11 protein-coding genes are annotated in these 14,973 nt (G+C 39.4%); 8 read left to right on the top strand and 3 right to left on the bottom strand.

Annotated features, from left to right (window positions below; all coding sequences use genetic code 11):
* Positions 1 to 5: 5 nt before the first annotated feature.
* From FS608_RS25350 to FS608_RS25340, 3 genes are all read left to right on the top strand, one after another.
* Positions 6 to 836: a carbohydrate ABC transporter permease gene (locus FS608_RS25350; protein WP_260871819.1), complete on the top strand. Its 831-nt coding sequence runs from the start codon at positions 6 to 8 to the stop codon at positions 834 to 836.
* Between the two features lie 31 nt (positions 837 to 867).
* Entirely contained in the window at positions 868 to 2,676 is a 1,809-nt protein-coding gene (locus FS608_RS25345; RefSeq protein WP_144555349.1) for a glycoside hydrolase family 2 protein, read from the top strand.
* Between the two features lie 97 nt (positions 2,677 to 2,773).
* A complete protein-coding gene (locus tag FS608_RS25340; protein ID WP_144555348.1) occupies positions 2,774 to 3,817 on the top strand; it encodes an aldose epimerase family protein in 1,044 nt (347 codons plus the stop codon).
* A 44-nt stretch (positions 3,818 to 3,861) separates the two neighbouring features.
* On the opposite strand, the gene FS608_RS25335 is transcribed toward FS608_RS25340, so the two are convergent.
* Positions 3,862 to 5,040: an ROK family transcriptional regulator gene (locus FS608_RS25335; RefSeq protein ID WP_260871818.1), complete on the bottom strand. Its 1,179-nt coding sequence runs from the start codon at positions 5,038 to 5,040 to the stop codon at positions 3,862 to 3,864.
* A 290-nt stretch (positions 5,041 to 5,330) separates the two neighbouring features.
* On the opposite strand from FS608_RS25335, the gene FS608_RS25330 reads away from it, so the two are divergent.
* Genes FS608_RS25330 through FS608_RS25310 form a run of 5 tightly spaced genes read left to right on the top strand, consistent with a single transcriptional unit; the run spans position 5,331 to position 11,068 of the window.
* A complete protein-coding gene (locus FS608_RS25330; protein ID WP_144555346.1) occupies positions 5,331 to 6,512 on the top strand; it encodes a galactokinase in 1,182 nt (393 codons plus the stop codon).
* On the top strand, positions 6,513 to 7,502 hold the full coding sequence (galE, locus tag FS608_RS25325; RefSeq protein WP_144555345.1) for a UDP-glucose 4-epimerase GalE: 990 nt from the start codon (positions 6,513 to 6,515) through the stop codon (positions 7,500 to 7,502).
* Positions 7,503 to 7,513: 11 nt separating this feature from the next.
* Positions 7,514 to 8,998: a UDP-glucose--hexose-1-phosphate uridylyltransferase gene (gene galT, locus FS608_RS25320; RefSeq protein WP_186328892.1), complete on the top strand. Its 1,485-nt coding sequence runs from the start codon at positions 7,514 to 7,516 to the stop codon at positions 8,996 to 8,998.
* An 18-nt stretch (positions 8,999 to 9,016) separates the two neighbouring features.
* Entirely contained in the window at positions 9,017 to 10,075 is a 1,059-nt protein-coding gene (locus tag FS608_RS25315; RefSeq protein WP_144555343.1) for an aldose epimerase family protein, read from the top strand.
* A 3-nt stretch (positions 10,076 to 10,078) separates the two neighbouring features.
* Complete coding sequence (locus FS608_RS25310) at positions 10,079 to 11,068, top strand: LacI family DNA-binding transcriptional regulator (RefSeq protein ID WP_144555342.1); 990 nt, start codon at positions 10,079 to 10,081, stop codon at positions 11,066 to 11,068.
* A gap of 84 nt (positions 11,069 to 11,152) precedes the next feature.
* Here FS608_RS25310 and FS608_RS25305 read toward each other — a convergent pair whose 3' ends face one another.
* The gene (locus FS608_RS25305; RefSeq protein ID WP_395947829.1) at positions 11,153 to 12,436 is read right to left on the bottom strand and encodes a prolyl oligopeptidase family serine peptidase; all 1,284 of its coding nucleotides are present in this window, start codon (positions 12,434 to 12,436) and stop codon (positions 11,153 to 11,155) included.
* Positions 12,437 to 12,521: 85 nt separating this feature from the next.
* A complete protein-coding gene (locus FS608_RS25300; RefSeq protein WP_144555340.1) occupies positions 12,522 to 14,876 on the bottom strand; it encodes a glycoside hydrolase family 3 C-terminal domain-containing protein in 2,355 nt (784 codons plus the stop codon).
* Between the last annotated feature and the right edge of the window lie 97 nt (positions 14,877 to 14,973).

Raw genomic sequence — 14,973 nt, 5'->3', positions numbered from 1 at the left:
TCAGCGTGCAAAAAACACCGTTTAAAATTTTCATTGTTATTCTTGCGATTATCGTTGGCTTGATTTTTATCGTTCCAATTTTATGGATGCTGGCTACTTCTTTTAAAACAGATCAGGAAGCATTCACGGCAGGTCTAAAGTGGATTCCGAAAGTATTTACTCTTGAAAATTATCAGTATAGCTTAGGAGGAAATTCAGATACACCTGTCTTACAATGGATGGGCAACTCCTTATTTGTTGGGATTATTGGAACTCTAATTGTTCTTGTTGTAGATACACTGGCAGCATACGGTCTGGCCCGTTTAGATGTTCCTTTTAAAAAATTGTTAATTAGCATCTTTATTGGATCAATGACGATTCCGTGGGTTATTACGTTTTTACCACTATATATGGAGTTTAATAAGTTCGGTCTATTAGATACCTATGCAGTACTAATTCTTCCATATTCTGCAAATTCATTTGGTGTCTTTCTTCTCTATCAATATTTTCGAGGCTTTCCAAAGGAACTAGAGGAGGCAGCATTCCTAGACGGTGCAAATAAATGGCAGGTATTTGTAAAAATCGTTCTGCCATCTGCACGACCAGTTATTTGGACATTAGCTATTTTTACATTTATGGGTATATATAATGACTTCTTATGGCCGCTTGTAACTACAAATTCTCCAGAAATGAGAACTATTACAACTGGTATTGCCATTATGCAGCAAGGAAGTTTCGTTTCATCACCGGGCAGGTTAATGGCTTTAACGTCCATTGCAACCATACCAGCCGTATTACTGTTTATCATTGGTCAACGTTCCTTTATAAAAGGCGTGAATCAATCGGGAATTAAATAGGATTATTTTATTAGGAAGGATGGAGAACAGCATGTCAGTACCTCGTAATGAATATCCAAGACCGCAATTGGTCAGAAAAGATTGGGTTAATTTAAATGGCGAATGGGACTTCGCTTTTGACGATAACAATGTTGGATTAAAGGAAAAGTGGTTTCAAAATGGGGACACTTTTGATCGGAAAATTAATGTTCCATTTGCCTATCAGACAAAACTAAGCGGTATTAATGATCCATCATTCCATGATTATGTATGGTATTCCCGAGATTTTACTGTGCCTAAAGGCTGGAATAATCAGCGAGTTCTCCTGCATTTTGGGGCAGTAGATTACCGTGCATGGGTTTATGTCAATGGAGAGTATGCTTGTTTTCATGAAGGCGGCAACGTTTCTTTCTCTGTCGACATTACTGATCATTTAACATGGGGCAATGAAAAGGTTGTTGTAAGAGTCGAAGATCCATCTACCGATGAGACGATTCCCAGAGGAAAGCAATTCTGGATTGAACAATCGGATTCGATCTGGTACACGAGAACGACGGGGATATGGCAAACCGTATGGCTTGAACCGGTTAGTCCTACACATGTTTCAAAATTAAGATTAACACCCGACATTGACCGTGGAGATATAATTGTAGAATTTGAGGTCTCAGGTGAATTTATTAACAAAAAAGCAGACATCGAAATTAGTTTTCAGGGTGAAAAGGTAGCAAAGGATACGATTGAGGTATTTGAACCGTATAATAAGCGTTCAATTAATTTATATAATCGCCAAATTTTCAGAACTTCTTTTCACCTTATCGGCTGGAATTGGTCACCAGAGAATCCAAATTTATTTGATATTAAATTCATTTTAAAAGATGAAGATAATCAGGTAATTTTAGACGAAGTGGAATCCTATTTCGGTATGAGAAAGATCCATATTGAAAATGGAATGGTTTATTTAAATAATAAGCCCTATTATCAAAAATTAGTTCTTGATCAAGGCTATTGGCCAGAAGGATTATTAACCGCTCCAACGGATGACGATTTGAAAAAGGATATTGAATTAGCTTTAGAAATGGGCTTTAATGGCTGCAGAAAGCATCAAAAAGTCGAGGATCCTCGTTTCCTTTATTGGGCAGATAAATTAGGATTTCTGGTTTGGGGAGAATGTGCAGCCTTTCCGTCCTATAGCGAGGACGCTGCCTCTCGATTAACCAAAGAATGGATTGAAATCATTGAACGGGATTACAATCATCCATCTATCGTCGCATGGGTACCTGTCAACGAAAGCTGGGGAGTGCCTTTTATTAAAGCTAACAAACAGCAGCAGCACCATTCTTTAGCGATGTACCACCTTATTCATTCTCTTGATCCAACACGTTTAGTCATCTCAAATGATGGATGGGAGCTTACAGAAACGGATATTTGTGCGATTCACAATTACAATCATGGATCAAATGATGAAAAGGTAAAATATGAGGATTTTAAAGAGTCCTTGCTCACAAAAGAGAATCTATTAAACTCAAAACCAGCTGGCCGTGGAATCTATGCGGACGGATTTGAACATAAAGGTGAACCAATCTTATTAACAGAATTCGGAGGAATTGGCTTCAAAGTTGGTGAAGACAGTGGATGGGGCTATACATCTGTGAAGGATGAACAGGAGTTTATTGCAGATTATCGCAGAGTAATGGAAGCGGTCTATGCTTCTAAGAGTCTACATGGCTATTGTTATACACAGTTAACAGATGTAGAGCAGGAAATCAACGGATTGTTATCTTATAACAGAGAACCAAAATGTGAGTTAGCAAAAATTAGAGAAATAAATGATATGTGGCATTCTAATATTGTGAAAGCTTAAGTTAGGTTATTCTGCTTGCTTTTATAAAATTATTTCAAGAAGGCTCGCCAGTCGGCGAGTTTTCTTTATACCATCGGGAACGAAGGGAGTTTAAATAATGAACTTGTTACAAGAAAAATTTGCAGAACTTGAAGGACAGACAATAACTACTTTTACGATGATTAATGATCAGGGTATGGAAGTAAGTACCATCGATTATGGCTGCACGATTACCAAGATCCTCGTTCCTGATCGAAACGGGACACTTGAAAATGTGGTTTTGGGCTTTGATACAATCGAAGAATATCAGCAGCATTCTCCATATTTCGGTGCTGTGGTCGGCAGGCATGCGGGCAGAATAGCTAATGCTGAATTTACATTAGATGGTACCACGTATCATCTCGCAAAGAATAACTACGATAATCATTTGCACGGCGGGATAAAAGGCTTCGACAAGGTGATTTGGGATACAGAGGTAATTGAAGAAAAAGATTCTATGGCCCTTGTATTTACTTATTTAAGCAAGGATGGGGAAGAAGGGTATCCTGGAAATTTAAAGATGAAAATAACCTATACCTTAAATAACAATAATGAGCTTCAAATATCTTATGAAGGTGTCTCCGATCAAAAAACCGTAGTTAATGTCACCAATCATTCTTATTTTAATTTAAGCGGCAATTTAAAAAGAGACGCTCTTAATCATAAGTTAACTCTAAAAAGTAATCAATTCCTTGAGTTGAATGAGGAGTTGATACCGACAGGGGAGGTTCTATCTGTAGAAAATACATCTTTTGACTTTCGATTCGGACGGAAGATTATCGATGGAACTGCTACAAATGACGCTCAGAATATACTTGCAGGAAATGGATATGACCATCCTTTTCTACTAGAGGATAATCAAAATAAGGAAATCTATCTGTATGAGGAAGAGAGTGGAAGAGGATTAATGATTGAAACGAATCAGCCTGCTGTCGTTCTTTACACTGGTAATCAGCTAGCAGACGATTTTTCAATTCGAGGTATTACCTCAAGAAAGTACCTTGGTTTATGTTTAGAAACACAGGGTCTTCCAGATTCGCTCAATCATCCACATTTCCCACCTGCAATTTTAGAAAAGGATCAGTTATACTATTCCGTTACTAAATACACTTTTACAAATTGAACAAAAAAAGAGTTGAATCCTATGATCCAACTCTTTTATTAACCTTATGCTTTAAATAGTTTCTTTAATACTAATGTCACGGCCCCTAATACCATACCGGTTTTCCCTAATTTGGAACAAACCACTTTAATTTCTTCATGAGAGCTTTTAAAAGTATATTTCTCTATCCTTTTTTTTAGTTGGGACAAAACAAAATCTCCTACTTCGAAAATACCCCCTTCTACTATTATTTTCGAAGGCTTTAAAATATTAATCATATTAGCTGCGGCTAGTCCAAGGGATTGACCGGCCTTTTCTAATAGCGATATAGCAAATGGATCCCCTTCCTTAACAGCTTTATAGACCATGTTTAAGGAGAGCTCAGTACTGCTATTTTTCAACCATTCTGTGAGAATTGTATCCTGATGATTTTTAAGTTCTTCCTTAGCTTTTTTTAAGATAGCAACTTCAGATGCATAGGCCTCTAAACATCCATTATTACCGCACTCGCATAGGGGGCCATTCACATCTAAAATAGTATGTCCGACTTCTCCAGCTGTATAAAAAGTGCTTTTATAAATTTCGTTATTTATAAAGATTCCAGAACCAATCCCTCGTCCCACACTAATACAGATGAAATCGGAGACGCCTTTCCCTTGCCCAAACCAGCTTTCAGCAATTGCTAATGCTCGTACATCATTTTCGACAATAACAGGGATATTGAATTCTTCTTCTATTCTTTCTTTCAGAGGTATATTTTCCAAATGTAAGTGTGGAGAAAAAATGGCCACGCCTTGCTCTGAATCAACAAGTCCATGCATGGCAATGCCAATACCAAGGATTAACTCTCTATCTATATGTTTAGTTTGCAGCACATGATGAATGCACTCTATCATCATGGTCATAAATTCAGGTTTAGTTGGCAGTTCGGTAATATCTCTACTGAAATCGGTTACAATCTTTCCGTCCATTGTGGTTAAAATAACACGAATTACCTCTGCTGCGGCATAAACTCCGATTATATAATAAGCGGAGTAATTAATCCGGAGTAGAATGGGCTTTCTCCCGCCTGACGTTGCGCTTGTTGATTGTTCCTCTACTAGAAGATTTTTTTCAATCAATTCAGCAACCAATGAACTTATAGTTGGTGGGGTTAATTTTGTTAATTTGGCAATTTCTGCTCTTGAAATTGGTTCTTTTAATCGAATCATGTTTAAAACGGTTGATTGATTAAGTAACTTCATTTTTTCGAAACTTCCAGTTTTGGGGTCGAAACTCAAATGACATCACGCCTTTTTTATCATTAGTACCCTTAAGCAGTTGTTTAAAAAGGTATTATTTTCTTATTTATTACTATTAATTTTAACACAAATACCAAGTGAAAAGTACCTAATACCATATTATACTCATAATATATTTGTGATTTTTAAGTAAACTTTTAGTAAAATACTTGAAGAGTTTTACTAAGGGTAGTAAAATTATGATGAAAATAAAAAGTTAACTACCAAGTCCCTGACTACTGGAGGAATTTGAAATGAACGTAATCACACTTAATAAAGTATTTTTAGATATGTTTCAAGTATTGCCCAAGCAAGCCTTTTTCTCTCCTGGAAGGATTAATTTAATTGGTGAGCATACAGATTACAATGGCGGGCACGTGTTTCCATGTGCGATTACCTATGGTACCTATGCTGTAGCAAGGATGCGGGAGGACAAAGTGATTCGCCTGTACTCCACCAACTTTCCTGATAAAGGAATCATCGAATTTAACTTAAGCGAACTAGACTATGAGAAGAACCATAATTGGGCTAATTATCCCAAAGGTATGATCCGTTATATTCTCGAGGCGGGATATGATATTCCATTCGGATTTGATTGTGTAATCGAGGGGAATATTCCGAATGGTGCAGGACTTTCTTCGTCAGCATCCATTGAGCTTTTAACCGGAGTGCTTGTAAATGGCCTATTTAATTTAGAAATCCCGCGCCTAGATCTCATCAAGATTGGCAAGAGGGTAGAGAATGAATTTATTGGTGTAAATAGTGGAATCATGGATCAGTTTGCGATTGGCATGGGAATGAAGGATGCAGGTATTTTATTGGACTGTCAAACATTGAAATATGAATACGCACCGATTCACCTTGAAGATTACAAGATTTTAATTATGAATACAAATAAACGCAGGGAATTAGCCGATTCGAAATACAACGAGAGAAGAGGGGAGTGTGAAGAGGCACTCGTGCAGCTTCAGCAAAAGCTGCCAATTGATGCGCTTGGTCAATTATCTGAAGCAGAGTTTGATGAAAATCAGTATCTAATTACTAATGAAACTGTTCGTAAACGGGCAAAGCACGCAGTCTACGAAAACATGAGAACAATTAAGGCGCTCGAAGAACTTAAATTAGGTAATCTAGAAGCATTTGGACAACTCATTAATCAATCACACATTTCCTTACGTGATGATTATGAAGTTACTGGAATTGAGCTGGACAGTTTAGTAGAGGCCGCATGGAACCAGCCAGGCGTTCTTGGTGCGCGAATGACTGGTGCAGGATTTGGCGGCTGTGCAATTGCGATTGTTAGAAATGGAGAAGTTGATAACTTTATTGAGAATGTAGGAGCAGCTTATCTTGTCAAGATTGGCTACGAGGCTGAATTTTATGTAGCGAGCATTGGTGATGGGGCAAAAGAAATTCGATTGGAGGAAACGATTTAAATGAGCATTCTTGTATTAGGCGGTGCGGGCTATGTCGGTTCACACGCTGTATACCAGTTAATTGATCAGGGGTATTCAGTCGTTGTCATTGATAATTTGCAAACTGGCCACGCGGATGCAGTTCATCCAAATGCATTTTTTTATCAAGGTGATATCCGCAACCGCGAGTTTATGCGTTCTGTTTTTGAAAAAGAAAGTATTGACGCGATTATGCATTTTGCTGCCAATTCTCTTGTCGGTGAATCGATGGTAGAACCATTAAAATACTTTGATAACAACGTATACGGAACACAAATTGTCCTTGAAATGATGAAAGAATTTGCCGTCAAGCACATCGTATTTTCTTCAACAGCAGCTGTTTATGGAGAGCAAAAAGTGGTGCCGATTACAGAAGCGGCCGCAACCATTCCTACGAATACGTATGGCGAAACCAAGCTGGCAATGGAAAAAATGATGTCTTGGTGTGAAAAGGCATTTGATCTTAACTTTGTATCACTTCGCTATTTTAACGTGGCTTCGGCAAGAAGCGACGGGCAAATTGGTGAGGACCACAATCCTGAAACCCATCTGATTCCAGTTGTCCTCGAAGCGGCATTAAAGAAAAGAACAGCAGTGACGATATTTGGGGAGGATTATGATACAGCTGATGGCACTTGTGTCAGAGATTATATTCATGTCGAGGACTTAATTGATGCCCACATCTTAGCACTCCGCTATCTGCAAAATGGCGGCGAAAGTAATATTTTTAATTTAGGATCAAGTCAAGGATTCTCGGTAAAAGAAATTGTTGAGACAGCTAAAGAAGTGACAGGTATTGATATCCCTGTGAAAATCGGTGAACGTCGATCGGGAGACCCGAGTACCTTAATAGCTTCTTCGGAAAAAGCCAAAAAGGTATTGGGATGGAATCCTACGAGAACATCGATTCATCAAATTATCAGCAATGCCTGGAACTGGCACCAGCATCACCCTAATGGATATCAGAAATAGAGGGGATCATAATGATTTATCAACTAATACAACAATTAATTAATCAAGCGATTGCCACTCAACTTATTGAGCGGGAAGATGAAATCTATGTGCGCAATCAAATTCTGGCATTGCTCAAGCTAGCCGAGTTTAAGGAAGTAAATCTGGCGGAGAGCGGCCGCTTTGAAATCCCTGATTTACTCGATTTAATCGTGGACTATGCATGCAATCAAGGGATAATAGAAGAATTATTTGATGAAAAAGAGATATTTTCTAGTAAAATAATGAACTGCTTTATCGCACGTCCATCGACGATCAATCATGTGTTTTATGAAAAATATAAACAGAATCCAAAAGCAGCAACAGAATATTTTTATGAGTTAAGTAAAAATAGCAATTACATTCAAATGAAGCGGATTCGGAACAATATTGAGTATAAAACCGTCACAGATTATGGTGAACTGGACATTACCATTAATTTATCGAAACCTGAAAAGGATCCTAGAAGTATCGCGCTTGAGCGGTCGGTACAAAAAACGGATTATCCGAAATGCTTACTTTGTGTTGAAAATGAAGGCTACGAAGGCAGAGTCGGACACCCTGCACGCTCCAATCACCGAATGATTCGCGTCAATCTATTAAATCAGCCATGGTATCTCCAGTATTCACCGTATGTATATTACAATGAACATTGTATTGTCCTATCAGAAAAACATACCGATATGGTCGTTAGTGCCACGTCTTTCTTACGGTTATTGAGCTTTGTTGAGCAATTTCCTCATTACTTTGTTGGCTCTAATGCGGATCTGCCAATTGTCGGCGGTTCAATTTTAACCCATGATCACTATCAAGGTGGAAATTATCAATTTGCGATGGCGAAAGCAGGAGATGATTGGACATTTCAAATGGCTGGACATCCAAATGTTGAGTGTTCTGTTGTAAAATGGCCAATGTCCGTCATTCGTCTTCGCTCTTCTCAAATTAGTGAGTTGGTTGAAGCAGGTTCACATATTTTTGAGCAATGGAAAAATTACAGTGATGCGACGCTTGAAATTTTGGCGAGAACTGGAGAGACGCCGCATAATACAGTGACGCCGATTGCACGGAAAAATGGGGATGTGTTTGAACTGGACTTGGTGCTTCGTAATAATCGAACAAGTGATGAGCATCCACTGGGCATTTTCCACCCTCACGCCGATGTACATCATATTAAAAAAGAAAATATCGGCCTAATTGAAGTAATGGGACTGGCAGTTTTACCTGCACGATTAAAGGCTGAACTTGGAGAAGTGGAGAAGTACATCCTCGGTAAAGAGGCAGATATTGCCGAATACCATTTAGAATGGGCGGAAGTGTTAAAATCCCGCTATCAAGATGTTGCCAATGATGCGAATGTGGAAAGCCTGGTAAGAGAAGAAGTAGGAAGGAAATTTTTAAGAGTCTTGGAAGATGCAGGAGTGTTCAAGCGGGACGAAGCAGGGCAAGCTGGGTTCCAGCGTTTTATTAATTCTTTGTAAAAATATGGAGTGATATCGATGAAAATATTAGATAGAATATTTGGCAGTTACGAGGGAGAGCCTGTTACAGAATATACCTTAGTCAACGATTATGGCATGGAGGTCTCTTGTCTGAATTTCGGGTGTGTAATTACTAAAATCATCGTCCCTGACCGCCGTGGAAACTTTGAAAATGTAGTACTTGGTTTTGATAACTTCGAAGATTACACAGAATGGTCACCGTATTTCGGAGCAGTTTGCGGCCGGGTAGCTGGAAGAATTGGCGGTGCAAGTTTTGAATTGGGCGGTAAAGAATATCAGCTTGCAGACAATAACTACCCTAATCATCTGCACGGAGGCAAGAAGGGTTTTAACTCTGTGATTTGGAAAACTGAAATCATTGAGAAAGAAAATGCTGTCGGGTTGAAGTTTTTTTACCATAGTCCAGACGGAGAAGAAGGCTATCCAGGTAATTTAGACACCACTGTCACGTACATTCTAAACAATAAAAATGAAATCGATATTAGTTATAAAAGCGAAACGGATCAAAAAACGTTAGTCAACTTAACAAATCACTCGTATTTTAACTTAAGCGGAAATATAAAAAGAGATTGTTCGGAGCACATTCTTAAATTAGATAGTGATCGATTTTTAGAGTTGAGAGACGATCTTATTCCTACTGGTAAGTTGATTGATTCTAAAAATACTCCCTTTGATTTCAAGCATGGCAGAAGGTTGAGTTCTGGGCTGAATTCATCTTATCCCCAAAACGTGCTTGTCGGGAAGGGTTACGACCACCCGCTTGTTTTTAGACAAGAGGGAGAAAATACGATGATCCTAAGCGATGATGAAAGCGGCCGCTCGCTCCTTGTTACGACCGATCAGCCATGCGTCGTCCTTTATACAGGGAATTTCCTAGAAGGTCCTTACTCAATTTCAGGTGTCAGAGCGGAGAATTATTTGGGTGTTTGTCTGGAAACGCAAGGATTTCCTGATGCAATTCACCATCCAGAGTTTCCTTCTGTCATTTTAAATCCAGAGGAAGTATACCATTCTAGAACAGTGTATCGTTTTTTTGCTAATACATTAGGAGACTGATTCATGGCTACCATCAAAGATATTGCACAAATAGCAGGGGTATCGATTGCAACGGTATCCCGTGTTTTAAATTATGACACTACACTTTCTGTCAGTGATGAAACGAAGAAAAGAATTTTCGAAGTGGCAGAGGAACTATCATATAAAAAGAAACCAGTCCGCAAGCAGGATTCGGGTAAGATTGCTCTTTTACAATGGTATACGGAAAAAGAAGAGCTGGAAGATTTATATTACATGTCCATCCGGCTGGGTGTTGAAAACCAATGCCGGCAGCATGGGATTCAGATCGATAAATATTTTCAAGACAACTATGGTGATCTGAAAGATGACGATATTCAAGGGCTGATTGCGATTGGAAAATTTAGCAGGAAGCAAGTGAATGATCTCGTTAAGTTTACCAAAAATATTGTCTTTGTTGATACCTCACCAGATGAAGATCGGTTTGATTCGATTGTTATTGATTTTGAACGTGCTACAAAAAAAGTGCTCGATCATTTTATTCAAAAGGGTCATGAGAGAATCGGGTATATCGGCGGCAGAGAAGTGTTTAAGGATAAAACCTCTATGATTGAAGACCCAAGAGAGGTGACATTCAAGCGCTATTTAGCAGAAAAAGGACTGCCCAATGAAGAGTATATGTATGTAGGTAACTTTACTGCTGATGATGGCCATGCGTTGATGAAGAAGGCGATTCACGAACAGGGGGATCAATTACCGACGGCTTTCTTTGCAGGTAATGATTCACTTGCGGTTGGCGCATTAAGGGCGCTGTTGGAGGAAGGGATTTCCGTTCCTGATCGTGTGAACATCATAGGTGTCAATGATATCAGTATCTCTAAATATGTTTTCCCATCCTTAAGCACTGTTAAGGTACATACCGAAATCATGGGTGAAACCGCCGTTGACACACTTTTGGAAAGAATCGCAGGCAGAAAAACAGCCAAGAAAATATTCATCGCCACCGAACTAATCATTCGTAACAGCAGCTTCTAACCTAAGAAAAAATTAAAACAGACCGATTTGTCCACCTGTGGTGGAAAAATCGGTCTGTTGTCTTTTTGTGGTGCCTGACACCATTTATTTATTTAAAGACTGAGCTGCCAGCCATTCCATAATGGTAGTTGTTTTTCCGTTGATTATGTCTGTTGGAGCATTATTGTATACATAAATCCAAGACCAGTGTCCGTTGTATTCATAAGGAGTTCCGTCCGCTTTAGTGTATAAACCGGATGTATCGACTACCTTATCAAATAATGATAAATGGACATTGTCTGCGCCAGCGTCAACTAAGCGTTGATACGTAGGTTCAACATATTGTGTTGTGATAACTACTGGATCGGTTTTAGCGGCAATGAACCACATTGGGAGATCCTTCATTTTTTGAATTTCAGCATCTGTAATTAACGTGTCCTTTAATGCTTCGCAAGTTGGGAATGCAGCAGCAAAGTAATTGGTATAATCCCTCGCCATCAGCATGGTCATATACCCACCGTTAGAGTCTCCGCCAATGTATATTCGACTGGAATCAATATCTTTGTGATTAGCTACATAATCCTTAATCAAGGACATTAAAGCATCCTCATATTTGGAGGTTCCATCCCCTCTTCCGGTATAACCGTCCATCCAAAAAGTAGGTGTTTGAGGAGCCAGAACGTAGGCACCGTCAAAGTAGGATTGAATATCCTTTGAAGCAAAGTTTGCTGCTTTATTGGCAGAGATTGCAATCGTTGGGTCTGATCCGCCTTCTCCAGCACCATGCAGCCAGATAATTAATGGGTTTTTATGATTGTCTTTCGCCGGAGTATAGTCAGCGTATGTTAAACTAACATTTTCATAAGTTGCTTTCCCCGTTGAAAAATCATCTACCAGTTCTCTTGTTTCCCCAGCGAATTGGTCGACAACTAATCCTGAAATCGTTCCTGCACTTGTTTCAATATCTTTTTGCTGTGTGATGGTATATTTCATATCAACCCAATCATTAAAACCAGTAGTCGCCCAATCATAGTTAAGAGGGGAACCTAGGGATACTTCAGGGCCAATTTTCATTTCTAAGACCACATATTTCCCTGTTTGGACCGCAGGATTGCCGTCTTTATCTGCTACGTATGCTTTCGTAATGGTTCGGTTCCCTTCCTCTAGGAACGATGTTTTTAACCGTTTATCGCTTCTGGCCACATGTACGTTGAAGGTATCTGTTGTAACAGAGTCCTTTGGAATCGGTTTCCCAATATTGACAATTACCTTGGTGGTTGCGGCTCCCCAATCTTCAATTTCTGTCACGGTTTGATAGGATGTTGGCTGAGTATTGATTTCCTTAGCGAAAACATTTGTATTGAGTGATAAAGTCATGGCTGCAGCCATTGCGGCTACCATTGCTCTTTTTTTCATTTTTTTAAGCATCTTCCTTTACCTCCACACTGTTATTTTTGGGGATGTTCATATAACTCTACTGATTGTATTTTGATAGTGTTTCTAATTGCACATCAGGACCATTGTCATTAACTACTTCGGCAATAATATCTTTGTCCACTTTAAAATTCAGCGTCCCTCTGATATCGGAAGAAGAAGCGCCAATCTTGAATTGATAGGTTCCTTGTTCAACAATCCAAGAGGAAGTAGACTCATCAAATGAAGCAATATCCTTTGGATCGATAAAGAAGTTGAAGGTCTCTTTTTGACCTGGCTTAAGCTCCCGGGTTTTTCCGAATGCTTTCAACTCAAGCGCTGGTTTTTCTAACTTACCGTCAGGTGCACTTACATATAGTTGTGGTGCCTCTTTTCCAGCCAGTGAACCGGAGTTTGTCACTTTAAACTGGACTTTAATTTTATTCGATAACGTATCTTTATTTAATTTAAAGTCGCTATAATCAAACGTTGTATAGGATAGTCCATAACCAAACTCGTAAGCTGGTTTAACATTAAAGGTAGAATAGTAGCGGTAACCAACGTAAATATCTTCCTTATAATTTACTAAGTTTGAATTACCGTCCGAGCTTGGGAAGTTCGCATAACTTGGCGAATCTTCTAATTTTACTGGGAAGGTTGCCGGAAGTTTCCCTGATGGATTCGCTTTACCGGAAAGAACATCTGTGAGGGCATTACCTGCTTCCATACCTGGCTGCCAAGATAATAAAATGGAGTCGACAGAATCTCTCCAGCTAACGGTGTTAAATGGAGCTCCGACATTCAAGACCACGACAACCTTTTTATTAACGGCGTGATAGGCATCAGAAACTTTTTCGATTAGTTGTGATTCTTTTTCTGACGGTTCAAAGGTTGTTGAATTTCCATCTGCCCCTTCTCCAGATCCTCTAGCAATCACAATCACACCAATATCTGAATTCTGTGCCATATATGCAGCATCTTCAGCGGTAAGATTTTCATTCATTTCAGCACCGCTGGCATTTGTGTTAACAGGTATATATCCACCATTTTTCAAGCCTTCTGGAAGTTGTACGGAATGGGTTGGTGTTACATAGGCGCTTCCGGTTCCCATCAAGAACATTTTTGAAGCGGCATTATCTGTTGTACATGCAGAAGCAGGTGTACCAAAACCACAGCTTGGCATGGTATAGGAGTTGCCGACTAAACCGACTTTTTTCACTTTTTTATCGAAAGGAAGTGCTTTATTTCCATTCTTTAATAAAACCATGCCTTCCGGTGCTGCCTCTCGTGAAAGTTTTGCATTAGCTGCTGCAAGGTCAGAACTTACACTTTGTTTCGTATCATCAACGGTACTTAATTTTTTGAATGTCGGTGACTTAACGACTAAATTAAGAATATTCTCGATGGCCGTATCAAGTTTCTCCTCTTGAAGTGTACCATCTAAGATGGCTGCTTTTACCGCCGCTTTACCAACGGCATTCAAGCTTGGCATCGACAAGTCATTTCCGCCATTTAACATCGCTATACCATTTTGTTTAGAGCCGCCCCAGTCGGTCATGACCATACCGTTAAAGCCCCAGTCGCTTCTTAAAACATCATTTAACAGCCAAGAATTATGAGCAGAGAAAGGTCCATTAATAGAATTATAGGAACTCATCACTGTCCATGGGTTCGCTTCTTTTACTACCCGCTCGAATCCAGCTAAATAAATTTCTCTTAAGGCGCGTTCAGAAATAACCTCATTGACTGATTGTCTATTGGTTTCCTGATTATTTGCTGCATAGTGCTTCATACTTACGCCAACACCCTGGTCTTGGACCCCTTTTGTAAACTCAGCTGCCATTTCACCGCTTAAGAGTGGATCTTCTGAATAATATTCGAAGTTTCTTCCGCCTCTTGGATCTCTATGAATATTCAATGCTGGTCCTAAGATGACATCAATGCCGTAATCCAGGGTTTCTTTTCCCATCGCACTAGAAACCTGGTACATTAGATCCTTATTAAAACTTGCAGATAATGCCGAGGGAATGGGGAAACCGGTTGTCGACTTATTGGCTGTGGATCCAAACCGGAGCCCCGCTGGACCATCAGCAAAAGTAAGCTTTGGAATACCAAGCCTTGGAATAGCAAACGTTCCACCAGCAGCCCCTGTTACTGCCGCTCCAGCTCCTCCAATCAAATCGACCTTCTCGTCCAGCGTCATCGCCTGAATAACTGCTGGAATGGAAGCTTGGTCTACTAACATCGGTGTTTGCTCCTGTACAGCACTGGTTTGTACAGCACTATTGTCTGTAGTAACCGACGCGCCATTAACTTGCGATTGTGGCTGTTCCGCTGCTTGTACGCCTGAAATACCTGATGACAATAGCATTAAACTAAACATGGATGAACTTAGAACTTTGTAATAACTTTTCAAACCTAACCACTCCTTTTATAAATGAAAACCCTTACAACAAAAAAGTTAACATGTAAAATATCATTCGATAAGTTAGAAGAGGTAGCATAAAATTGTG

This window comes from Bacillus sp. X1(2014) (assembly GCF_007678255.1).
The sequence above is the reverse complement of the archived record's forward strand: the minus strand, read 5'-3'. Positions and strand labels throughout refer to the sequence as shown.

Excerpts from the sequence above, each read along its gene's own strand:
- galE (WP_144555345.1), top strand. The coding sequence starts at position 6,513 with ATGAGCATTCTTGTATTAGGCGGTGCGGGCTATGTCGGTTCACACGCT.
- FS608_RS25335 (WP_260871818.1), bottom strand. The coding sequence starts at position 5,040 with ATGAAGTTACTTAATCAATCAACCGTTTTAAACATGATTCGATTAAAA.
- FS608_RS25310 (WP_144555342.1), top strand. The coding sequence starts at position 10,079 with ATGGCTACCATCAAAGATATTGCACAAATAGCAGGGGTATCGATTGCA.
- FS608_RS25340 (WP_144555348.1), top strand. The coding sequence starts at position 2,774 with ATGAACTTGTTACAAGAAAAATTTGCAGAACTTGAAGGACAGACAATA.
- FS608_RS25330 (WP_144555346.1), top strand. The coding sequence starts at position 5,331 with ATGAACGTAATCACACTTAATAAAGTATTTTTAGATATGTTTCAAGTA.
- FS608_RS25345 (WP_144555349.1), top strand. The coding sequence starts at position 868 with ATGTCAGTACCTCGTAATGAATATCCAAGACCGCAATTGGTCAGAAAA.
- FS608_RS25315 (WP_144555343.1), top strand. The coding sequence starts at position 9,017 with ATGAAAATATTAGATAGAATATTTGGCAGTTACGAGGGAGAGCCTGTT.
- galT (WP_186328892.1), top strand. The coding sequence starts at position 7,514 with ATGATTTATCAACTAATACAACAATTAATTAATCAAGCGATTGCCACT.
- FS608_RS25305 (WP_395947829.1), bottom strand. The coding sequence starts at position 12,436 with ATGGCTGCAGCCATGACTTTATCACTCAATACAAATGTTTTCGCTAAG.